Origin of the sequence: Pontibacter locisalis, assembly GCF_042684605.1 — a bacterium.
In the GTDB taxonomy this organism is placed as follows: Bacteria; Bacteroidota; Bacteroidia; order Cytophagales; family Hymenobacteraceae; genus Pontibacter; species Pontibacter locisalis.
In genome coordinates, this window is record NZ_JBHULU010000002.1 from 178,845 (window position 1) to 200,772 (window position 21,928).

Below are 21,928 nucleotides of genomic sequence, written 5' to 3' on the forward strand. Positions count from 1 at the left end.
GGATGCTTAATAGTTTATACCATTTATATGTTATAGAGTTTCATATAAACAATTATATATCTAACTTATTTATATATTACGGTAAGATATTAGAAAAGTAATAAAAATACATCTTGTAATAGGTAGTTGATTATTAGAAAAGTATAAAATTTTTTAAGTTTGGCTTAACCAAGTCTTCTTTTTTTCGTTCAAACAACAAATTCCCCTTAGTAAGTTGGATGTAGAGGAGCCAGTAAATTTTTGGACATGAAAAAACACATACTTTCCGTTTTCGCACTGTTATTAATAGTAACAGTTTCTAATGCACAGCGCATGAAAGTAACAGATGAGCCTTTAGATAAGGTTGTTTTATCTGTAAACTTAAATGGAGCAACGATGGCTAATCTTGAATTGCAGAAAGAGCTGAAACTGGATGAAGAGCAATTTAAGCAGGTACAGCTTTTAAATGAAAAAAGATATCAGCAGATACAGGAGGCAGATCTGGAATTTAAGGATAACGCTATTCAACGATCTAAAGCCATTTATTCAATCAACTTAGAAATAGATAAGGCTTTGAGCCTGATGCTGCAACCAGAACAGCTACGCGTTTACCTGGAGCTAGAAGGGCGAGAGAACAACCGTTTTGCTACAGAGCAGGAAGAATAGGGAAAATAGTATCGGCATAACAACAGCAAAGCCCGATTTATTCGGGCTTTGCTGTTGTTATAGGTTCAAAAAAGGAGATTTCTGATACTTTACCCGTAGAGTTTAAACGGACCTCTAATCGGTTCGCTTCAGAAAATTTGCCTCTTTCGGTACATTGGGTGCCAGGTTCAATGTAATAATGGTATATCTTCTGGTTCTTTTCCAGCAGGCTTTCATTGTCTGGCTTTCCTAATAGGTTGCGCACAACATATTCTTTCTTTCCATACAATTCGCGGCGAATATTTTCAAACTCACCTACCAGCTTTTGTCTTTCCCCTTTGCAGGCGTTCCGGTCGTTTTTCCAGGTTTCACTATCAAAGTCTTTCAAACTGTCTGGCACTCCGCATGCAGAAAGTAGCAGAAGCAACAATAAATTGAATGGTAGCAGTCGTTTTAACATATGATAAGAATTTTGCTACAAAGTTGCAGCATGAAACGTAAGTATACAACCCACTCCTAAATTATATGGGCATTTATTTAGTGATAAATGGTGCAAAGTTCTGAGAATATTTCGGATAGTAGCTATTCTATGCTTTTCTTTGGCAGTTGGTATCCTCATAATCTGCGCAATTCGCATTGTTTCAAATCTTGCGGAACAATTTTTACTGCTTTACCTGTTGGTTTTATTGATTACATAACCAGAAGCTAAAAGAAGAATCTATGTTAAGAATCGTTCTCACCTCATTGACAATCGGACTTTTGTCATTTACTTCACCTGAACCTAATCTTACTTCTAAAAACACAGATGCCCTGGTGGTGGATGCCGGAGCTGTAGCAGCTAATATTTCTGTCTTAACCTTTGTTGAGAAAAAGCAGGCCTTCGAAGAGCATATGGAGCACATTTATGATAGAGCTGATCTTAGAAGAAAAGGGCTTTCTAAAGAGGTGTTTCGCAACGCTTTAGTAGGTTATCATAATTTCAAGCTAAACAAGACGGGAGCTCCATCAAAGCCAATCTTAACGGTGGTTGATTTCACTAAATCAAGTAGCGAGAAGCGCATGTGGATTATTGATCTGCAGGCAAAGAAGGTGTTGTTTAATACTTTGGTTGCCCACGGCAGAAATACTGGTCAGGATATGGCTACAAAATTTTCCAATACTCCGAATTCTTACATGAGCAGTATCGGGTTCTACCTTACAGATGCCACATATTATGGGAAGCACGGTCTTTCTTTGAAATTGTCTGGAATGGATGGAAAGTTTAATTCAAATGCAATGGCACGTGCCATTGTTGTACATGGCGCTGATTATGTAAGTGAAGCTTTTGTGAAGCAGAACGGCAGATTAGGCAGAAGCCTTGGATGCCCTTCTGTACCAAAAGAGATCTCAAAGGATGTGATAGAAACTATTAAGAATAAGACGGTGATGTACATTCATGGAAATGAATCCTCTTACTCATCCGATTACCTTAATCAGGAGAGTGCAATAGAAACTTATGCCATGCAGGAACTTGGTGATATCATCAAGGCTTAATCAAACAAGATTTTAAAAGTAAAGCCCCGGCAGAATTGTATCTCTGCCGGGGCTTTACTTTTAACACTTGCTTCTAATTCCTTTTGTTAAACTGATTTATCTTCGGCAACATTTATAACCAACCATAGAGGTTAACGCTCCAGACCCTATAGCTTAGTTCCTGTCGTTTTTACATCCAACCCTGTAGAAGGTATGGAAGGGAAACTTTTATAGGTATAATATCACCTTTTTTCACAGCTTAACCAGAGCAAATAATCGTAAAAGCTCAAGGGTAGCGATTGGATTACCTTTTTTAGCTTTTTCCGTGAAATAAAACGATTGAATGAGAGGTGTTATTAAATTTATTATTGCACTGCTAATAGCAGCAGTTTCCCTGGTTACCTACTGGTGCAATACCGATAAGAATGAGTTTACAGGCGAAGAACAGCATGTTGACATGACTGTTGAGCAGGAAATAGCCTTGGGTTTACAGGCTGCTCCGGAAATGGCACAGCAATATGGTGGTCTTCACCAGGACAGAGAGGCTGCGGCACATGTAAAGGCTTTAGGACAGAAGCTTGTTCAGAGTACACGTGTTAGTGAGACTCCTTACGAGTTTGACTTTCACTTACTGGCTGATGAGAATACAGTGAATGCTTTTGCCTTACCTGGTGGGCAGATTTTTATTACGGCTGGTTTGCTAAGGCAATTGGAAACAGAGGGACAATTGGCAGGAGTACTTGCTCATGAAATTGGACATGTGGTGGCAAGGCACTCAGCCGAGCAATTGGCTAAAGCAAAGCTTACACAAGGTTTAACGGGAGCAGCGGCCATAGCCACTTACGATCCAGACAACCCGGCAAGCCGATCAGGAGCTGTTGCGGCGGCTATGGTAGCAAAGCTTCTTAACATGAGCTATGGCCGTGACGATGAATTGGAGTCTGACGGGCTAGCTGTGCAATTAACAGGTAATACAGGCTACGACCCGCGTGCCATGATGGAAGTAATGAGAATACTTGAGAAAGCAAGTGGAGGGGCACGTGGGCCAGAATTTATGCAAACACATCCTAACCCAGGTAACAGAGTTGCAGAGATTCAGCAAGCAATCGCTGAAGAATACCCACAAGGGCTTCCTGCTGATTTGATCCCATAACTTGCTTTATAAATATATTGCTTTACACAACTTTAAATCGAAGTGACTGTATAAGAATAAGTGCAACATTTAAATTGTTACACCTTGCTTCCCCTATGCATTACATTGGTAATGTGACAAATACTCAAGTGTTTACTTTACTATGAAAACATAAAAAATCATGGCAACTAAAAATCAAAACCAAAACCAGAATCAGAACCAGGATAAAAAAGGAGATATGAAGTCAGGCACTTCATCTGCTTCTGCAAAAACAAACGCAGGTAAGAGTACAACTGGTAAGAGCAGTAGCTCTTCTAGTTCTTCTTCTTCTAAATCATCAGGTTCATCTGGATCTTCAAAATCTAACAAATAGATACTGAAGAAAATTTAACCGTTATGTACGGAAAGGGAAACTAACTTCATCTAAGGAGTTAGTTTCCCTTTTTATAGACCAATCGCCACAAAATTTCCGTACAGAGGCAAAAGATTATAGTCACCCATGGAAAAAGAAACAGCGCAGCGACACTTGCTTTTTGTTATAAACCCTATTGCCGGAGATGTTGAGAAGGAGGAACTGGAAGAGGAAATCAAAGAGAAGTGTAACCAGCATAACACTACCTTTGACATTTATAAAACTACAGGAGAAGATGACCAAAAAGAAATCAAAACACTGCTTGAAAAAACAACCTATGATGGCGTTTTTGCAATAGGTGGCGACGGTACTGTTAATATTGTAGGCACACTACTAATCGGAACAAAAACTCCTCTTGGTATCATTCCATTGGGGTCTGGTAATGGCTTATCAAAAGACTTGAATATTCCTCAGGATACGGAAGAGGCACTGAATTTAATTCATCGGTATGTTATCCGGAATATAGACACCATCACACTTAACGGTGTGCCCTCCATTCACTTAAGTGATTTGGGCTTTAATGCTTTGGTAGTAAAACGCTTTTGTGAAGGGAGTTCCAGAGGACCAGGGAGCTATGCCTGGATTGCCATGCAGGAGTACCTGGGGTATGTGCCAAAATTTTATAAGATTGAAACTGACACAGAGAACTTCGAGGGAGAAGCCTTTATGGTTACGATTGCCAACGCTAATGCTTTCGGGACAAATGCAAATATTAACCCTAATGGTATCTTGAACGATGGCCGGTTTGAGATATGCCTGATAGAACCTTTCCCAAAGGCTGCAGGGATAGGAATTCTGTACAAGCTCTACACAGATAGTATTGACGAATCAGTCTTTACGCGCAGGATCAGTTGCAAGAAGGCCGTTATATATAATATAGATCATGAACTGTTGCACATAGATGGGGAGCCCATTGAATTAGAGGACCCTATAAAAGTGGAGATGCACCCTAAAAGCCTGAAAGTTATTTTGCCGTTACCAGAGGATATAGAATAGCAGGTAATTGACTACTTCACAGTATCAAATTATAACTTCAGGTATCAGGCTATTTGTCGTTGGGGTGCCAGCACACTTTCAAGCTTCTTACGGAATACGACCTGGGCATCTGCCGATTCCTCTGATACTATACGCGCCTCCATCCACACCTCCCCGTTATCATAGTAGTTTAAGACAAAGAAGCCCAGACTTTCTAAAGTAAATGTGGCTCTGCCGCCTTTCTTCACGAACGCAGTCTTGCTTCCGGAACCACTTACAATGTAGTGATTTTGCTGTACTTCGAAGTGCTGCAAATTATGGTCATGGCCTGCCACATAGATGATGTTGCTGTACCTATGGAATATACGGAGCAGTCTTTTGCGCATCTTTTTATATTTACGATGTGCCATATCCTCGTGTGCACCGAAAAGCTTACGGTAAAACGGATACAATGAGCCAAAGATGGGCAATGGTATGTAAAACCGTTTATGGGCTGCTGTAAGCGGGAAGATATGTTGCTTGATGGTGAACCTCCCTCCATGCAGGGCGTTGCTGTACAGTGGGTGATGTGCCGCAATAACGATACGCTGATGCCGGTTATCACGGAGCACCTTGTGCAGAGCTGTAAAAAAGTCTTCTATTGTATCATAAGGACAGCCATATTTTGCCCCCAGTGGTTTTTCCCCGCGTTGTACCCACCACTGTGTATTTATCACTACCAGCAGAAGGCCTTCTGCCAGCTGAACAGTAGAGGGACCAGGGCAGCCATCCGGAGGGAGATAACTTTGCGCATCTTTTGTTCTGGTAAGCACATAGTTTTGCTGACGCAGCATTTGTCTATAACCACCTTTCCCGCCCTTTAACCAATCATGGTTACCGCTCAGAAATATACCCTTGCCAGGGTAGCTTTTTATTGAATCCAGTAACAGGTTCAGGCGGTCCTCTGCCATTTTCCGGTGGCGGTTCCCTTCCTCCGGGAGGCCTATAGGGTAGAGGTTATCTCCCAGAAATAGTATCGTGCCGGCTTCTCCTGTCTTTTCCTGCCATTGGTGAAGCAACTTTAGCACAGGGTCTGTTCCGTCAGTTGCAATGGCTCCCACGTCGCCAAAGGCGGCAACAGAATGTACCAGCATGGCTTCCGGTGATGGTGCGCTGTGTTGCCAGCCAATGTCAGATAACCTATAAAAAGGTTTTCTCTTATATTTCCTTTCCTGCCAATAGCTGAACAAAAGGAAGGCCAGGAACAAGACTGGAAGTATGATCAGGAAATATATTAGCATATGGTGCTTGAGGTTGTGCGTTTAGAAGTTTGGTGGCGTCAGGTTTTTAAAGTGGCCGTTTAGCCTCACCCTTTCCTTCAGTCGTTCAGTTTCCAACACAATGGGTACAATCTGCAGTAGATGTTGGAGAATAGCTTCCTGCCGTTCGGCTTCCGTTTCTATTTGTAAAAGCGTATACTCCTGCTCCGTGTTCAGCCCAAGATGGTGAGCAACATCATAACTAGTAAAGTTGTCTGGCAGGTCAAGGTAAAAGGTCTCTAACCCAAGTGATTCATACAATTTTTTGAGGTGCTCTTTTATCTTGATCTTTGTAATTACATCTTCCTCATAGCTGTTCTCAATAAGTTCTACTTCACCTCCAGCATATAACCTTCCGGGTGCCATCTTATCAAAATGCAGTACTTTAAAAACTTCTAGTCCTTTTGTGCGGATGTCCATTTCACCGTTACCATACTTTTTCTCCACCTCCAGTATTTCTATCTCTGTGCCGTACGTGCCTACACCGTTTTTTATGAAGGAAGGTATACCAAACGTCTTTTCCTGCTCAAGGCAGTCGATCACAAGTTGTTTATAGCGCGGCTCAAAAATATGTAGATTTAGCTTCTCACCCGGGAACACAACAATACTTAAGGGGAATAAGGGAAGGTATTTTGCCATATAGGTTATTTAGTACTTATCAATATTCTTTACGGGCATAGATAAAGCAGTGTTGGTACAAAAAAATCTAACAAACTAATTACCTTTGCCACCTCGAATTCAGGAGTGCAGAAATGAACAAAAAAAGATTGGGGTTAAGACAGGTTAAACTGCTGTTTGTAAAGCTGGTGCTTAGCCTTTTCCTACTTAGTGTGGCGTGGGTGTTACTTTACAGATGGGTTGCGCCTCCTGCTACCCTGCACATGTTGCAAAGAAGGGCAGAAGCCGGTGCAGCAGATAAGGAAGATCCTTATATCAACTATACCTTTGTATCACTGGAGGAGATGTCGGACCAGTTACCTTTAGCTGTCGTGGCATCAGAAGATCAGCTCTTCCTGCAGCATCACGGCTTTGATTTTGATGCTATCATGGATGCTTTTCAGCGTAACCGGAAAGGAGGTAACATCAGAGGTGGGAGTACTATTTCGCAGCAGGTAGCTAAAAATGTTTTCCTGTGGCACGGTCGTAGCTATTTGCGCAAAGCAGTGGAAGCCTATTTTACGTTTCTGATAGAGGTGCTCTGGGGTAAGGAGCGAATCATTGAAGTATACCTGAATATTGCGGAGATGGGAGACGGCGTGTTTGGAGTAGAGGCGGCTTCTCAAAAATATTTTAAGAAACCCGCAAAGGATGTGGGCCGGCAGCAGGCTGCTTTACTCGCTGCAGTACTGCCCAACCCTATTAAATTTTCTGTCAGTAACCCCTCTGGCTACACTCGTACCCGTCGTTCCCGTATAGCCCGTGCTATGGGACGTTTGGGAGGAACTACATATATTAAGGACATACTTCCAGAAAAAGATGATGAAAAGAAATAGGCTTTTAATATCCCTTGCCTGCTGTAGTTTATTATCTGCATGCAACCAGGAAAGTGCAAGTGTGCATACCAGGCAACATAATGAACAGCACAACGCCGCAGTTGCCGAGGGGCAGGTAAAGCAGGTGCTGAAGCAGCAGAGCGAATGCTGGAGCAAAGGTGATCTGGAATGCTATATGCAAGGGTACTGGAAGTCAGACTCTTTGTTGTTCATCGGCTCACGTGGCCTGACCTATGGCTGGCAACAGACACTGGACAACTATAAAATGGGCTACCCGGATGCATCTGCTATGGGGGAGTTAACATTTAACCTGAAAGAGATACGACCACTCTCCCCGGAGACGATGCTGGTAGTAGGAAAATGGCACCTGGAGCGCGAAGCTGCCAAGGGAAACTTGGAAGGGCATTTCTCAGTTATCTTCAAGCAGTTTACAGATGGCTGGAAGATTGTAGCTGACCATTCAAGCTAGTATACTCTTCAATGTTGACTATCTATTTTTATCCCACTTCTCATATATACCCTCATCAAGATCATGACTAAAGGTTTTTGATAATTTTAAGTTATCACCTTTTTTTATATCAAAGTATGTATAAGAATAGGCAAGGCTACCACTATTATTGGACTTGGGTAGTAAGACATAAACAAAGTATCTTCCTGGCTCAATTTTTTCAACCATTCTGGAGCCAATTGCACCATATTCTATGGTTTTATAAGTTTCAGAATTATTATCATAAACATTACCAAGATATATATCAGGAGACTTACTTACATCAAAGTCCCTTCCTGCAGCTTCCCAAACATGTATTATTGCTGTAGTTCGCTCTGTAGAGATACTTCCCGTTGACGATGCTTCCTGTTTGCTTACTTCTATAGTTAAACGTGTTTCAGGTATAACTTCAGGTTCATCATCTTTGCATGAGGTAAAGATAATAAGGAAAAGGATAGGGAGTAAAAATGACTTTCTCATAAGGACAAGAGGTAATGGTAACGCTTTAAAATACAATAAAATGTTATAATAATTTCTTATACTTATGATTGTTTCAAATTGTTTATAGTTATTTATTAATTTTTTGAATGTGTAACATCAATTAATCAGACTATATATAAATATAATAAGTAGTATCCTATTTATCTCCTGCTTCGTCTACTTTTGCTTCTTTTTCCACTTCTTTAACTTCATCTGTAAAGATAAACCCACAGTCAGCGGCATGTTTGGCAGCGGCTGTGGTGTCATTTACTAACAACATTTCTACCTCACCGTCCGCCTGAAGCTCATCTGCTATTTTTTCTACCTTCTTGGTGTGCTTATTTATTTTTACATCGCGAATATAGACTGCTAGTATGCGACCAGGATGGTTCTTAACTACCTCACTGTAGATAGCGGCATCGGCTTGTCCACTGTCACCGATAAGTATAAAGTTTAGCCTTGGATAGGTGATCAGGATATTTTGGATCTCCTTATACTTATGGCTCATGTGATCGGAATGTCCTAGCTTGTTTTCGTCTATGCCAAAGTCACGGAGCAGCAGCGGGCCCTGAGGAATGTCATTCAGTTCAAGAAAGTGATAAAGTAAATCATAGTTATTCCATGGGCTGCTGGAGACATAGAAAAAAGGATTATTACGCTTACCGTTGTGCCCCAACTGCAGGGAGCGGTAAAACTGTGAGACTCCATGAAAAGGAATTCTGGAATGAGCGTTGTTCAATAAGACGTTTCTGCCTGTCTGAAGCAAACTTGTGGCCCCGGTCCGCACGATGGTGTCGTCTATGTCTGAAATGATGCCGTATTCTGCATCAGGTGGCGGTACCAGCACATGTGCCGTTGCTTTAATTCCCGGTTCAAAGGTCTTAACCGGTGCTTCTATCAATTCAACTTCTATGGTATGCCAAATATCTTCCAGTTGCAGGGGAGTATGAGGTTCCAGGTTGATAACAAAATACCCTTCCACATCAGTTGTTATCTCATGCTTATGCCCCTGAAGGGTTAGCTGTATGCGTGCATTTGGAATCTCATCACTTTCAAAGCGCCGGTACATGTTGAGCAGGTTCTCCCAGGTAGTGTCAGTTTCTTCTGATTCTCTGATTCCTTTATCCACCAGCACCCGCCCCTTTACATATAATCGGTTAGGAGTTCCGTAGCTACGGTACATAACAACATGCAGCGGCTTGTTTAAGCCTAACTTATCTTTCAGTTTGAATGTCAGGAAGTCAATTTTTTCTTCTGCTTTGAGTATGGTTTTAGCAGTTTTGTTCTTCAGGTTTTTCATAGTTTATAAAAAAGGCCTGCTATTTATACAGCAGGCCTTTTATTAAAGATTCAATATTATAGATTTAGCGCCGTCTTTAGCCTGTTAAAATCGGTGTCGGGGGCGGAGGCAGTGCTACAGTTTTTCTGTTGCGCCAACTGCTGTATATTCTGAATACGGTTATCCGGGTTCGGGTGTGTGCTTAGGAACTCAGGTGGAGCCCCCTGCTGCGACTCCTGCTCCATTTTTACGAAGAAACCGGCTGCTCCATCGCAGGCATAGTAATTTGTGCCTCCAAGGTAAGAAACCGAAGCCTCATCGGCTTCTGTTTCTGCAGAACGGCTAAACCGAAGCCCTGCCAGTGTGCCTGCTAACTGCCCTGTAATCTGTTGCAATGTGCCAGGATCATTACCAAGAGCTACAGATAAAAGAATGGCAATGCCATAGTCCCGCTGCAACTGCTTTACACTGTGCCGTAGATCAGCATGTGCTATTTCGTGGGCCAGCACCCCGGCAAAATGATCCTCGTCCTGTAAAAACTTTATCAGACCGGTAAATACATAGATATGCCCCCCAGGGGTGGCAAAGGCATTTAAGGTGTTATCATCTTTGATGATTTTTACCGTCCACGGAAACTCTGTTTTATACTTTACATTTCCTGAGTTAAGCACCCGGTTCACAATGCGGTCAAGGTTCTGATATGCCTGCTGTACATTGGCGTTGCTGCTGCTGCGCTCCAGCAGTTTACCCTGTGCCCGGTAAGTGGAGTCTACTTCCTCTGATACCTGCTGGCCCAGCTTTATGTCGTCCTGAATCGAAAAAATGACACCATCGTTTTCTTCGCAGCTGCTTAAAAACAGGAGACCAACCAAAGAAAGAACCCATACGGGTATATAAGCTAATTTATTCATAGTAAAAGTGTGAGTTTCTAGTGCAACGCCGAATTCGTTAAAATATTTAGAGCGTGAGTCAAAGTAAGCAAATAAAAGGCCGAAATGCTGTTGCACCTGTGCTTTACGCAGAAGGATACATTTTGTGTTACAAATGGGTTTGAGAACCGGCGGGAAATGTGTGCAAAATGAAAGAGCCCTTGAACGGGTTCAAGGGCTCTTCACTAAAGTGTAGTATGTACTTATTTTACGGACGAGCTTCCGATTGGGTTGCCATCTGTATCAAGCTCTACAACCTCATAATTCAGGTTTTGTAGCTTAGGAAGAACAGTTTTCTTGTCGCCTACCACTACAATGTGCATATTGCCAACAGGCAGGTGCTTAGCTGCTAGCGCATCAATATCCTGCTTCGTGATCTTGTTCAGAATATCTGTCTGCTTCTTCACAAAGTCCTTGCTCAGGTTATACTCTATTATACGACCTAAGAAGCCGGCTTCCTGACCAGGTGTCTCATACTTACGAGCATCAGATTGGCCGATTGAGCTCTTCATGAACTTCACCTCATCTTCTGTTATGCCATTCTTAGAGAAGTTGTTCAACTCTTTCATGAACTCCACAACAGACTCTGCAGAAGCATCGGCACGCACACCGGCAGAAGCCGTAAACGGACCAGCATACTCACCACCGCCAAAGTAAGAACGGGCGCCATATGTATAACCTTTGTCCTCTCGAAGGTTCAGGTTGATACGGCTGTTAAAAGCACCACCTAAAGCATAGTTCATCAACCCGGCCTTGTAATACTCTCCAGTTGCATCGTAAGGCAGAGCTACGTAACCAATTCTGATTTCTGACTGCGCTGCATCCGGCTTATCAACGAAATAGATACGGGTTTTTTCAACAACTGGCGCTTTTGTATCAGCAGCCAGCTTTACGTCCTTCTTCTTCCAGTTCTTCAGGAAGTTAAGTTTACCTATAATCTCTTTCTCGGTGATGTCACCTACAACAACAAGGTTGGCAACAGAAGGAGAGTAGTTGTTCTGATAGAACTTCTTCACATCCTCTAGCGTGATATTATTCACAGTTTCTGCTGTTCCTGAAGAAGGCATGGCTGAGATATGATCTGCACCGTAAAGAAGCTTATTGTAAACGTTGTTAGCGATAGCAGTAGGCTGAGTGGCCTGGTTTGCTATACCCTCTAACTGCTGCTTTTTCAAACGGTCAAAATCATCCTGGTTGAACTTAGGTCTGAACAGACGCTCTTCTACCAGGCTCAGCGTTTTATCAAGGTTCTTCTTAAGTGACTGTACATAAACTACAGTCTCATCAGAACCAGAGTAAATTCCGATAGAGCTTCCCAGCTTATTAAGCTCATTGGTAAACTCTTCTGAAGTATAGTTTTCAGTATCCTCATTCAGCATAGAAGCTGTAAGGGAGCTGATACCTGCTTTGCTCATGTCGTTGGCAGAAAGTCTGTGACCTCCTTTGATGGAAATCTGAAGCGTTACTGTCGGAATTTCATCAGACTTGGCACCAATTACTTTCAGGCCGTTCTTGAACTTAGTGGTATAGTAGTTAGGAACCTGTACAACCGGGTTTGCACCAGCTGCAGGACGCTTGCTACGGTCAAAGGTATCTACTGCCTTCGTATACTTCAGGCCGCTGTACTCATCCGGACCAGCTACATAACCATCGGTAGCGATAGTGTAGTCGTCAGCCTTTGCAACCATATCAGACTTGCCTTTAGGCACAACGCTAAGAATAACAGCGTTTTTATCTTTGATGTACTGGTTGTAAACGCGCATTACATCCTCTTTTGTAACAGCGTTAATACGCTTTATCTCTTCCTGGATGTAATTAGGGTTGTTACGGAAAGTCTCATAAGCTGCAAGCTGGGATACTTTACCACTAACGCTGGCCATTCTGTTGATCAGGCCGCTTTCAGCCTGTGCCTTGAAGCGCACCAGGTCATCCTCGGTTATGCCACGCTTTTCGAAATCAGAGATGGACTTACGAACAAGATCTTCCATGTCTGAAAGCTTGTTGTTAGGGAAAGTAACTACCGTGATGCCAAATTCACCGGCAAGCTCTGATGTAGAGTTGAAAGTAGAAGCCTGCATTGCCTTCTGCTCTTTTACAAAGTTTTTGTAGAAGATAGAGTTTTTGCCCTGGCCAAGAACCTCTGCCAGTACATCCAGCGCAGCCTCATCTTTATGACCTGCTTCCGGAGTAGGGAACGTCATGCGAAGCATCGGGAAACGGATGTTGTCTTCGTAAGAAACGTAGCGGTCTTTGTTCAGCTTAGGAACCATTGGTTTCATGTCCTGAACGGCTGGGCCTGCAGGGATTGAACCAAAGTACTGCTCAACAAGCTTAACTACTTCTTCTGGCTTCACATCGCCACCTACCGTTACAGTCGCGTTGTTAGGACCATACCAGCGTAGAAAGAAGTTCTTCAGGTCGTTTACATCCACACGGTTCAGGTCTTCCAGATAACCGATGGTTGTCCAGGAATATGGGTGACCGTAAGGGTAAAGGTTCTTGGAGGTCATTTCATAAACAAGGCCATAAGGACGGTTGTCGTAGTTCTGGCCACGCTCGTTCTTTACTGTCTCGCGCTGTACCTCAAATTTCTTCTGTGTTACTGCATCTAGCAGAAAGCCCATGCGGTCAGCCTCCAGCCATAGGGCTGTTGCAAGCTGGTTGCTAGGAACTGTTTCAAAGTAGTTCGTTCTGTCACGGTTCGTAGTACCATTCAGCGTACCACCAGATTCAGAAACGATCTTGAAGTGCTCCTCATCGGCTACGTTGTCAGAGCCCTGGAACATCATGTGCTCAAAGAAGTGAGCAAACCCAGATTTGCCTACTTCTTCACGTGCTGAACCTACGTGGTAGGTAACATCCACATGTACCACCGGGTCAGAGTGGTCTTCGTGTACGATAAGCGTAAGGCCGTTAGCCAGCTTATACTTTGCATAAGGGATTACCAGCTCACTTCCTTGCTTGGTTACCTTTTCCACGAGTTTTGTCTGAGCTTCTGCTGCACCTACAACGCTAGCTGTAAGCACAATGCTCATACCGATGTGTTTAATCATTTTGATTTAATTAAGGTAGAGTTATATCAACCAACAATATAACACTAGATAATAAAGTTCAAAAATAATATAGACGAATCCCTATTTTGTTTCTCTTAAAACCTGTTTTGCAAACATAACCGAAACAGTAAAGGTGAGCAGCGCTATTACCAGCATAGCTGTTGTTAGCAGAAAAGCCATGCCTGCTGTTTCAGTAGCTGCACTTTCCTGGTTCTGCTGCATCATTGCCAGTAGCTTTATAAAGTAGGTGGCGGAGCGCCATGCTAAAAGAGCTGTAAGTAGACCAGCCTCAATAGCGCCAAGCATAAAACCCCAGCGTTTTCCCCGGTTTAGGAAGTGCCCTGCTGTCAAACCCATTAGACCGCCAACTGCCCCGGTTATCAAAGCTGTCTTAGCTTGTTCACCGGCGAGGTCCACTGCAACGGCTCCACACGCCAGCAAGAAGAAACCAAAAAAGGCATATAAATAAGATATGTTTTTGTGCATAATTATGAAAGGACTTTAGATAATATGAGCAATGGCAAATATAGCGGAGAATAAACTAAATAGCCTGTCTGGCAGGTATAAAGTAGAGGTTAATTGCACAACTTTTGCCTGTTTTGGCAGTATTAGTGCAGGGGTACATAAACTAGCAGCCTCATACCAATGGCAAAGAAAAACGAACTGCACGAACTGTATGCAGACCCAAGCATGTCTGCTGAATGGGCAGGGCTTCGCTATACTTCAGATGATAAACCAGGTTTTACAAGAAAGGGGGCTGGTAAAGGTTTCTATTATCTGAACCACAATGGGGAAAAAGTAGAGGACGAGAAGACGCTGGAGCGAATAAAGTCATTGGTCATTCCGCCCGCCTGGACCGAGGTCTGGATCTCTAAATCTCCGAAGGGACACTTGCAGGCAACGGGCCGCGATACGAAAGGACGGAAGCAATACATCTATCACCCTGACTGGCAAAAGGCACGCAACCTGACCAAATTTGGACGTATGATCTCTTTTGGCAAGGCTCTTCCCAAGCTTCGGGAGCAAATTCAGAAAGACATTACCTCCAGAAAACTGGGCAGACGGAAAGTTACCGCACTGGTGCTGTCTATTATGGATAATGCCCTGATCCGGATAGGCAACCGCCACTACGCTAAATCGAATAAGTCCTATGGCCTTACCACACTTCGTGATAAGCATGTTGAATTCAATGGCAGCAGTGTTAAATTCTCTTTTAAAGGAAAGAAGGGGGTAGAGCAGGAGGTTGACCTGAAGGATCGCCGCCTGGCCAAGTTGGTGAAGCAATGCCGTGATATTCCGGGCTATGATTTGTTTCAGTATTACGATGAGAACGGAGAGCGGCAAACACTGGAGTCAGGAGATGTGAATGAGTATTTGAAAGAAGCCACTGAGTATGATTTTACGGCTAAGGATTTCCGGACATGGGGCGGCACGGTACGTATGGTGGAATGCCTTGAGAATGTACTGGAAGAAAATCCGGATTTGGAAAAGGAAAAGAGTATAAAGGAAGCCGTTAAGGAAGTGGCAAAAGGCCTGGGAAATACACCAACTGTGTGCAGCAAGTACTACATTCACCCGGAAGTAGTGAATATGTTCCGTGAAGACAGGCTCTTAAAATACCTGAAGAAGCATGATGCCTCCAGCCCCAACAATGAGCACCTTTCCGGAATGGAAGAGTTTGTGCTGAAGATGCTGCAGCGGGTGGCAAAGGAAAAGAAAGGATAAAGCTTAACCCGGTGCATTGTCCAGCGACTGCCACAGGTATTTGCTGGCGATGGTGCGGTAAGGGCGCCAGGCCTCGCCTATTTCCAGCATACGTGCGCGCAGTAGCTTGCCTGTCTCTTCGATGCCATAGTGGCGCTTCATGGCATTTTGTATGCCCAGATCATCCACCGGAAGAATATCCGGCCTCTCCAGGGCAAACATGAGCAGCATCTCCACCGTCCATCTGCCTACTCCTTTTATTTGCGTCAGGTGTTGGATCAGCTCTTCATCGGGCATGGCACCTATTTTGGTATGCTCCAAGTTTCCTGCTGCTGCAAATGAGGCTACATTGCGTACATACCCGATTTTCTGAATCGATAGTCCCGCGCTGCGTAAAAGCTCATCCTGCGCTTCCATTACCAGTTGAGGGTGTGGGTAGCTATTCGGGAACAGCTCTGTGAATCTTTTGAATATGGTAGCAGCTGCTTTAGTACTTAGCTGCTGAGATACAATGGAGCTAAGCAGTTTAAAGTAAAGGTCCTCTGATTTAGAGGAGCGAAGTGGGTTTCCATTCTGTATAATGAACGCCATTATTGGGTCTTTGCCAAGTATGGCCATTATTTCTACTGAAGGGAATTGCGGGTGCTGCGTCATAGTTTTGAATGGGACAGGTTCTAAGTTTAAAGTGTTCCACGCTCCATTCAGCTAAGTATGGAGCGTGGAATAAGATGCAAAGTTTATACGCTCACTTCCTGTTTGCTTAGCGTTTTGAGTGTTTTTAAAGTATGCTGCAGCATTTCTTCTGATATATCCAGATGGGTCACAAAACGTACCATCTGCGGACCAAAACTTACTGCTTTAATACCCTCTTTAGCCAATGCTTCTACAAAGGCAGCATCCGTATACCTGTCATTAAGCCTGAAGATGACAATGTTGGTCTCTACTGAGAAAACATCCTCCACATAATCCTGTTGCAACAGCACCTGCTCTATTTCTCTTGCCTTCCGATGGTCTTCCTGTAGCCGCTCCACGTTATTATCTAGTGCATAAATACATGCTGCAGCCAGATAACCAGCCTGACGCATACCGCCACCCAACACTTTTCTCACTCTTCTGGATCGTTTGATGAACTCTTTACTGCCCAGCAAGACAGAGCCTACTGGGGCTCCTAATCCCTTTGAAAGGCAAACGGAGATGCTGTCGAAATAGGAGCCATAAGCTTTTGCATCATCCCCGGAAGCAACAAGTGCATTGAAAACACGGGCACCATCCAGGTGAAGTGCCAGGCTGTGACGCTGACAAACCTCTGCAATAGCGGCAATCTCTTCTAAAGTATAGTAGTTGCCGCCACCTCTGTTGCAGGTGTTTTCCAATGCTACCAGTTTTGTTTCTGGAAAGTGCACATTGTCCAGCGGCCGAACGTGCGCTTCCACTTGTGCAGGTGTCATTTTGCCTCGTACACCATGAACAAGAGCCATGGAGGCGCCGGAGTTAAAAGAGATGCCACCGCCTTCATACTGGTAGATATGCGCCGATACGTCACAAATAACCTCTGTTAAGGGCTGCGTGTGCACTTTGATAGCGATCTGGTTAGTCATAGTGCCGGATGGGCAGAAGAGGCCTGCTTCCATGCCAAACATAGCGGCAGCCTTCTCTTCAAGTACATTTATTGTCGGATCCTCTCCATATACATCGTCGCCAACAGGGGCTGCAAACATAGCCTGAAGCATTTCAGGAGTTGGTTTTGTAACGGTATCGGATCGTAAGTCTGTTATCAGCATAGTAATTAGATTCTGGAAATACTTTACTTTGTAAAAATAATAACTTAGTTTTGCCGTTCAAATTAAATATTGCAACGATGGGAGTTACTAGATTAAAAAGAAAAGACCGTAAGAATAAAGCAAGAGCTAATAACAAGGTGGCAAGAATTAAGCAATTGTTAATGACGCCTGTTATTAAGAACGTTGACATGGATGAGCTTCGTGCTCAATTCGGTGAAGCTCCAAAGAACAATAAAGAGAACACTGAAGCGTCAGCTGAGCAGAAAGAAGAGACTTCTGCTGAGTAATTACGGGTAAGTAAGCCCATCTGCCTGCCGCTGCTATTTCAGCAAATGGCGGCGGCTTACTCAATAAGATCTCAAAGTGTGTTTGCTACGCAAGCACACTTTTTTTATGCCCTTTTACCTAATTCAATCACCTGCAGGTCGCGAACCTGTGCATCTTCTATAGCAAAACGTACCATCGTCCTGATTTTATGAAAACCATGCTTTCCCGCTGCTCCTGGGTTAATGTGGAGTAAATTATCCAGGCTCTTGTCCGTCATAATTTTCAGGATGTGCGAGTGACCCGTTATGTAAAGCTGTGGCGGGTTTTCCTTTATAGTCTGGCGCACATCAGGATGATATTTTCCGGGGTAACCGCCAATGTGGGTCATCATTACATCCAGGCCGTTGGCATCAAAGCGGAGCACCTTAGGGTGTACCTGTCGTATGTCCGCTCCGTCAATGTTACCATATACGCCTCTTAGTGGGGCAATCTCATTTAGGCTGTCCGATACCTGCAGCGTACCGAAGTCGCCTGCATGCCAGATCTCATCCCGATCGGAGAGCAGGCGAAGTATCTGGTCATCCAGGTAAGAATGGGTATCTGATAGTAGACCTATTTTCATGTTGTAGCTTACGCTCCCCAGGTCTCAGGGGATTTTCTCCAGTCTGCTAAGGTTTCCAGGGCAGATTCAGGGATATAGCCATTTTCTAGTGCAGCCTCAGTTAATGCGTTGTAATCGCTCAGGCAATGAAGCGGGATGCCTGCTTTTTTAAAATTTTCCTCGGCCACAGCAAAACCATAGGTGAATATGGCGGCCATGCCAATTACTTCGGCACCTGCGGCTTTAACAGCCTCTGCCGCTTTCAGGGAGCTACCACCTGTAGAGATCAGATCTTCGATCAGCACTACCTTCTGGCCCTCCAGCAGGCGGCCTTCGATCTGGTTACCCATGCCGTGCTTCTTAGGTTCAGGACGTACGTACAGGAAAGGCATTTCAAGGTAGTCTGCCACCAAAGCACCCTGCGCGATTCCCGCAGTCGCAACACCGGCTATAGCTTCTGCTTCAGAATAGTGATTTCTTATCAATTCAGCTAACTGCTGCTTAATGTAACTGCGTATGAAGGGGAAGGAAAGTGTTACGCGGTTATCGCAATAGATGGGAGAGTTCCAGCCACTGCTCCACTTGAACGGTTGCTCGGGTCTTAACTTTACAGCCTCTGTTTCCAGCAGGAACGAGGCTACCTGATGTGCTGTGTTTATTGAATCCATAGCCCGAATTTACGTAAATATTATTCCTTTTTAAGTTACGGGTTTTGATTAACCTGATTTATTTAACTATTTGTGTAAATTTCGATTTGTATCTGAAGTAACGAGCCACATGAACGTTTTTATTAACGATATCCCCCTGATCATAAAGAAAGCTGCCGAAAAGGTGTATAAGCATGAGTATGACCTTATTATAAAGGCAACTGATCATTTCACCTCTAAAGATCTGATCGGTGATGTGCTGATAAAGGAGGCGGATGCGATGTTGATTGACAGGTTGGTGCGGCTTATGGAGGTAAAGAAGCTTAAAAAGCTTCGCTCCCTTACGCTTGTTACCGATAAGAAGCAGAAGCTGATTGACCACCTCAAGGATCAGTTTAAAATAGTTAAGGCTGCCGGTGGTCTGGTACTCAAAGAGGGGAAAATACTGATGATTTATCGCCTCGGTGTTTGGGACCTGCCGAAAGGAAAACTGGATAAGAAAGAAAAAGTAAGGGATGGGGCTGTTCGTGAGGTAGAGGAGGAATGTAATATTCAGGTAGAGGTAGTTGAAAAGCTTCCCAAAACCTGGCACTCATACGCTTACAAGGGTAAGAAGATCCTGAAGAAAACGAGCTGGTACCTAATGAACTGCACAGATGACAGCTTAATGAAGCCGCAGGCAGAAGAGTTCATAGAAGAAGTACGCTGGATGACACCGGAAGAAGTGATCCAGGTGCTACCAAAGGCTTACACCTCCATCGCTTTTATAGTGAGGCACTATCTGCAATCTCAGAAAACCGGAAAGGTATAAATTCATCCACATTCCCTCCGAACCGGTGAATCTCCCGGATGATGGAGGAGCTAATGGCGGCCAGGTGTGGTGCTGTGATAAGGAAAACGCTCTCCAGGTCGTGGTTCACATGGCGGTTTGCCTGGGCTATGGTATTCTCATACTCAAAGTCAGTGGTGTTTCGCAGGCCTCTTAAAAGAAACTGTGCACCTACTTCGCGGGCAAACTCAGCGGTGAGGCCTTTAAAAGTCTGTACCTGTATGTTTGGCTGATCCTCAAAAAGACCCTTCATTACCTCAAACATCTTATCAACCGGTATATAGCGCTGCTTACTGCTGTTGTTACCAATTGCCACAATCACCTCATCAAACAGCTTTGACCCCCGCATTACTACATCATAATGTCCGTTTGTAAAAGGGTCGAAGGATCCGGGAAATAAGGCGATTCGTTTCATGGTTATTTTTGGGTGCATACGTGGATAAAGACTACCCTACTCACAAAGGTGAAGGCTGTAAAGCTCAAAATAGCGGTGCTCAAACAGGTCGTGGAATTTATAACTGTATTCAAGATCAGAAGGTTTTTTCCCGAACTTCACCTGCCGTATGTACTTCTGTAAAGTACTGAATAATGTGGAGTCGTGCGTGATGTCACCCCAGACAGTTATGGATTCCTGCTCCGGGTTTAGTTTCTGTTCCTGCATCACAAAAATGATATAGTATATGAAATCCTCCGGGCTCAGGTAATGAAAGGTGTTGCAGAACTCTAGGCCACTCTGGCTGACTATAAGTACGGTAACATAATTTCGTTCCACGAATGCACAAATCTGCCGGCTCTCATTTCGGCCCACCTGGTGCAAAATACTGCGTATAAGCGAACTGGTAAGGTGCACCAGTTGTACAGACTGCTCCGGAAATACCTCTTTCACCGCATCATGTATGGCCACATCAACAGAGAAAATATTTACTGCCTCCAATCCACTGTGGTTGTGGGACAGCACAACATCATGCTGCGGGTTGACCTGACTGTGAAGGCGCAGGTAGTCTTCTTTGTGTGCTTCGTCATAGAGAGTCTCAGGTACTAACGTGAAATGGGTGTTGCTAACGGAGACGCGAATATTTTTCCAGTTCTTTACCTGGAAGAGGGGATTGTCAGCGGCTATAAGTTGTAGCTGTTCTGCTACCTGCACGGGGGTAAATACCGTCAGAAGTTCAAAATCCTCCAGCACCACAAATTTATTCCGGTTCAGATCAACCACAGCCGCCCTTACAGATTTATGCCCCAGTGAAAGGTACAGATTACAGTTACTGGCCTGTGAGAGGTCGAAAGCTTCGTCCTGTATCTTGTGAGAGAGACGGAAGTGTGTGTGTGTAGTGTTCAAAGTATGATGCGGCTTAAGCTAAGGGTTTTAATCCCGTGTGCTATGCAAGTATAAAAAAAATATGGCAAACGACAGCGATGCCTCAGGCACCGATAAAATAATGATCCTGCCCCAGCAGGTCGTCCAGCGATATAAGGTACTGCAACGTTCGGTGCTTGTCTTTTAAAGGAAGTGCAATAATCTCCTTCATGCTCAGCCATTGGACCTGCTCTATTAACTGCTGGTCAGAGGCTGCTTCAGGATCTGTACCGGTTGTTATGTTTCCTTTCGTCGGCTTAACCTCAAAGAAGAATTCAACGGCGTGCAAAGGCTCCTGGATAAACTCATTCACAAAAAGAAACCTTCCTACTTCTACCTCTAATCCTGTTTCTTCCAGCATCTCCCTTTTCAGGCACTCATACATGCTTTCACCGAAGGATAAACCACCACCCGGAGGCGCCCAAAAAGCATTGTTATTCAGGGTGTGGCCGTGACGAACCAAAAGCAGCTTTTCATCTTTTATACACACCCCGCAAACACGTATGCGTAATTTTTCAGCATAAGCGGATGCCTTCGGATTAAGTTCTGTCATGTTTGGCTACGAGTTTGATTGATCGTAAATTTACAGAATGATCCAGACATTTAACCCTGATTTTAAACAGGACATACGCGAAAAGCTCGGCCGGCAGGAATTCATGGAGCTCATTGGCTTTAACGTGACTAAAGTAGAAGTGGGCAGAGTAGAAGGTGAACTTATACTTGAGCAGAAGCATAAGCAACATAAAGGCTTTGCCCACGGCGGTGTAATAGCCACCCTTGCAGATATTGTAGCCGGTTTTGCTGCGGTTAGTCTTGTACCTAAAGATCACCACGTGGTTACTGCTGAGATAAAAGTGTCATATTTCCATCCGGGTGTTGGGGACAGGCTGATTGCCAAAGGCTATGTGATCAAACAGGGTCGTAAACTGAACTTTTGTGAGGCAGAGGTCTTTGTAGTGAAGGGAGATGCAGAGCCTTTACTCATTGCGAAAGCCTCTACTAGCATGGCGACCATTACTCCCGAGGATATTGCAAGGAGAATGCAGGAGCGTTAGAGAATCTCTTTTC

At 44.0% G+C, this 21,928-nt stretch carries 26 protein-coding genes; 11 read left to right on the forward strand and 15 right to left on the reverse strand.

The genetic code is table 11. The annotated features are described in order from the left end of the window. Positions 1 to 246 precede the first annotated feature (246 nt). Positions 247 to 645, forward strand: a complete 399-nt coding sequence (locus ACFSRY_RS01855) for a hypothetical protein (protein WP_377502856.1) — start codon at positions 247 to 249, stop codon at positions 643 to 645. Positions 646 to 682: 37 nt separating this feature from the next. On the opposite strand, the gene ACFSRY_RS01860 is transcribed toward ACFSRY_RS01855, so the two are convergent. Beyond that, positions 683 to 1,084, reverse strand: coding sequence for a hypothetical protein (locus tag ACFSRY_RS01860; protein WP_377502858.1), 402 nt, complete (start codon positions 1,082 to 1,084; stop codon positions 683 to 685). Between the two features lie 260 nt (positions 1,085 to 1,344). Between ACFSRY_RS01860 and ACFSRY_RS01865 the strand changes: the two genes are divergently transcribed. The 4 genes from ACFSRY_RS01865 to ACFSRY_RS01880 all read left to right on the forward strand — a co-directional run bounded on the left by ACFSRY_RS01865 (position 1,345) and on the right by ACFSRY_RS01880 (position 4,676). Further along, positions 1,345 to 2,157 (forward strand): murein L,D-transpeptidase catalytic domain family protein, encoded by an 813-nt coding sequence (locus ACFSRY_RS01865; RefSeq protein ID WP_377502860.1) that lies wholly within the window; start codon positions 1,345 to 1,347, stop codon positions 2,155 to 2,157. 322 nt (positions 2,158 to 2,479) lie between these two features. Then, positions 2,480 to 3,289 carry a M48 family metalloprotease gene (locus tag ACFSRY_RS01870; protein WP_377502862.1) on the forward strand — a complete coding sequence of 270 codons (810 nt, stop codon included), beginning with the start codon at positions 2,480 to 2,482 and terminating at the stop codon, positions 3,287 to 3,289. A gap of 160 nt (positions 3,290 to 3,449) precedes the next feature. After that, entirely contained in the window at positions 3,450 to 3,641 is a 192-nt protein-coding gene (locus tag ACFSRY_RS01875; protein ID WP_377502864.1) for a hypothetical protein, read from the forward strand. A 126-nt stretch (positions 3,642 to 3,767) separates the two neighbouring features. Then, positions 3,768 to 4,676 (forward strand): diacylglycerol/lipid kinase family protein, encoded by a 909-nt coding sequence (locus ACFSRY_RS01880; RefSeq protein WP_377502867.1) that lies wholly within the window; start codon positions 3,768 to 3,770, stop codon positions 4,674 to 4,676. A gap of 44 nt (positions 4,677 to 4,720) precedes the next feature. On the opposite strand, the gene ACFSRY_RS01885 is transcribed toward ACFSRY_RS01880, so the two are convergent. Continuing rightward, the gene (locus ACFSRY_RS01885) at positions 4,721 to 5,935 is read right to left on the reverse strand and encodes a metallophosphoesterase (protein ID WP_377502869.1); all 1,215 of its coding nucleotides are present in this window, start codon (positions 5,933 to 5,935) and stop codon (positions 4,721 to 4,723) included. Between the two features lie 21 nt (positions 5,936 to 5,956). Next, positions 5,957 to 6,592, reverse strand: coding sequence for an LON peptidase substrate-binding domain-containing protein (locus ACFSRY_RS01890; protein WP_377502871.1), 636 nt, complete (start codon positions 6,590 to 6,592; stop codon positions 5,957 to 5,959). 113 nt (positions 6,593 to 6,705) lie between these two features. On the opposite strand from ACFSRY_RS01890, the gene mtgA reads away from it, so the two are divergent. Both mtgA and ACFSRY_RS01900 read left to right on the forward strand, forming a co-directional pair. Then, a complete protein-coding gene (gene mtgA, locus ACFSRY_RS01895) occupies positions 6,706 to 7,446 on the forward strand; it encodes a monofunctional biosynthetic peptidoglycan transglycosylase (RefSeq protein ID WP_377502873.1) in 741 nt (246 codons plus the stop codon). A 61-nt stretch (positions 7,447 to 7,507) separates the two neighbouring features. Then, complete coding sequence (locus tag ACFSRY_RS01900; protein ID WP_377502875.1) at positions 7,508 to 7,915, forward strand: YybH family protein; 408 nt, start codon at positions 7,508 to 7,510, stop codon at positions 7,913 to 7,915. An 18-nt stretch (positions 7,916 to 7,933) separates the two neighbouring features. Here ACFSRY_RS01900 and ACFSRY_RS01905 read toward each other — a convergent pair whose 3' ends face one another. From ACFSRY_RS01905 to ACFSRY_RS01925, 5 genes are all read right to left on the reverse strand, one after another. Beyond that, entirely contained in the window at positions 7,934 to 8,413 is a 480-nt protein-coding gene (locus ACFSRY_RS01905) for a hypothetical protein (protein ID WP_377502877.1), read from the reverse strand. Between the two features lie 157 nt (positions 8,414 to 8,570). After that, positions 8,571 to 9,713 carry an App1 family protein gene (locus tag ACFSRY_RS01910; RefSeq protein ID WP_377502879.1) on the reverse strand — a complete coding sequence of 381 codons (1,143 nt, stop codon included), beginning with the start codon at positions 9,711 to 9,713 and terminating at the stop codon, positions 8,571 to 8,573. A gap of 56 nt (positions 9,714 to 9,769) precedes the next feature. Beyond that, positions 9,770 to 10,603, reverse strand: coding sequence for a M48 family metalloprotease (locus ACFSRY_RS01915; RefSeq protein WP_377502881.1), 834 nt, complete (start codon positions 10,601 to 10,603; stop codon positions 9,770 to 9,772). A 221-nt stretch (positions 10,604 to 10,824) separates the two neighbouring features. After that, positions 10,825 to 13,674, reverse strand: coding sequence for a M16 family metallopeptidase (locus ACFSRY_RS01920; RefSeq protein ID WP_377502883.1), 2,850 nt, complete (start codon positions 13,672 to 13,674; stop codon positions 10,825 to 10,827). An 81-nt stretch (positions 13,675 to 13,755) separates the two neighbouring features. Continuing rightward, positions 13,756 to 14,160: a hypothetical protein gene (locus tag ACFSRY_RS01925; RefSeq protein ID WP_377502885.1), complete on the reverse strand. Its 405-nt coding sequence runs from the start codon at positions 14,158 to 14,160 to the stop codon at positions 13,756 to 13,758. 159 nt (positions 14,161 to 14,319) lie between these two features. Here ACFSRY_RS01925 and ACFSRY_RS01930 point away from each other — a divergent pair, with 159 nt between their 5' ends. Beyond that, complete coding sequence (locus ACFSRY_RS01930) at positions 14,320 to 15,399, forward strand: DNA topoisomerase IB (RefSeq protein ID WP_377502887.1); 1,080 nt, start codon at positions 14,320 to 14,322, stop codon at positions 15,397 to 15,399. A 3-nt stretch (positions 15,400 to 15,402) separates the two neighbouring features. On the opposite strand, the gene ACFSRY_RS01935 is transcribed toward ACFSRY_RS01930, so the two are convergent. Then, positions 15,403 to 16,032: a DNA-3-methyladenine glycosylase family protein gene (locus ACFSRY_RS01935; RefSeq protein WP_377502889.1), complete on the reverse strand. Its 630-nt coding sequence runs from the start codon at positions 16,030 to 16,032 to the stop codon at positions 15,403 to 15,405. A gap of 83 nt (positions 16,033 to 16,115) precedes the next feature. Continuing rightward, the gene (locus ACFSRY_RS01940) at positions 16,116 to 17,159 is read right to left on the reverse strand and encodes a threonine aldolase family protein (protein WP_377502891.1); all 1,044 of its coding nucleotides are present in this window, start codon (positions 17,157 to 17,159) and stop codon (positions 16,116 to 16,118) included. A gap of 77 nt (positions 17,160 to 17,236) precedes the next feature. On the opposite strand from ACFSRY_RS01940, the gene ACFSRY_RS01945 reads away from it, so the two are divergent. Continuing rightward, complete coding sequence (locus ACFSRY_RS01945) at positions 17,237 to 17,446, forward strand: hypothetical protein (protein WP_377502893.1); 210 nt, start codon at positions 17,237 to 17,239, stop codon at positions 17,444 to 17,446. Positions 17,447 to 17,550: 104 nt separating this feature from the next. Here ACFSRY_RS01945 and ACFSRY_RS01950 read toward each other — a convergent pair whose 3' ends face one another. Together ACFSRY_RS01950 and pyrE are read right to left on the reverse strand one after the other, a co-directional pair. Next, positions 17,551 to 18,048, reverse strand: coding sequence for a metallophosphoesterase family protein (locus tag ACFSRY_RS01950; protein ID WP_377502895.1), 498 nt, complete (start codon positions 18,046 to 18,048; stop codon positions 17,551 to 17,553). A gap of 8 nt (positions 18,049 to 18,056) precedes the next feature. Then, the gene (gene pyrE / locus ACFSRY_RS01955) at positions 18,057 to 18,695 is read right to left on the reverse strand and encodes an orotate phosphoribosyltransferase (RefSeq protein ID WP_377502897.1); all 639 of its coding nucleotides are present in this window, start codon (positions 18,693 to 18,695) and stop codon (positions 18,057 to 18,059) included. 109 nt (positions 18,696 to 18,804) lie between these two features. On the opposite strand from pyrE, the gene ACFSRY_RS01960 reads away from it, so the two are divergent. Then, the gene (locus tag ACFSRY_RS01960) at positions 18,805 to 19,485 is read left to right on the forward strand and encodes an NUDIX hydrolase (protein ID WP_377502899.1); all 681 of its coding nucleotides are present in this window, start codon (positions 18,805 to 18,807) and stop codon (positions 19,483 to 19,485) included. Here ACFSRY_RS01960 and coaD read toward each other — a convergent pair. The 3 genes from coaD to ACFSRY_RS01975 form a co-directional block, all read right to left on the reverse strand. Then, positions 19,439 to 19,918: a pantetheine-phosphate adenylyltransferase gene (gene coaD / locus ACFSRY_RS01965; protein ID WP_377502901.1), complete on the reverse strand. Its 480-nt coding sequence runs from the start codon at positions 19,916 to 19,918 to the stop codon at positions 19,439 to 19,441. The genes ACFSRY_RS01960 and coaD overlap by 47 nt on opposite strands. Before the next feature lie 36 nt (positions 19,919 to 19,954). Beyond that, positions 19,955 to 20,842, reverse strand: coding sequence for a DUF3822 family protein (locus ACFSRY_RS01970; protein WP_377502903.1), 888 nt, complete (start codon positions 20,840 to 20,842; stop codon positions 19,955 to 19,957). A gap of 82 nt (positions 20,843 to 20,924) precedes the next feature. Further along, entirely contained in the window at positions 20,925 to 21,413 is a 489-nt protein-coding gene (locus ACFSRY_RS01975) for an NUDIX domain-containing protein (RefSeq protein WP_377502905.1), read from the reverse strand. A 37-nt stretch (positions 21,414 to 21,450) separates the two neighbouring features. Between ACFSRY_RS01975 and ACFSRY_RS01980 the strand changes: the two genes are divergently transcribed. Then, complete coding sequence (locus ACFSRY_RS01980) at positions 21,451 to 21,915, forward strand: PaaI family thioesterase (protein ID WP_377502907.1); 465 nt, start codon at positions 21,451 to 21,453, stop codon at positions 21,913 to 21,915. Positions 21,916 to 21,928 lie beyond the last annotated feature (13 nt).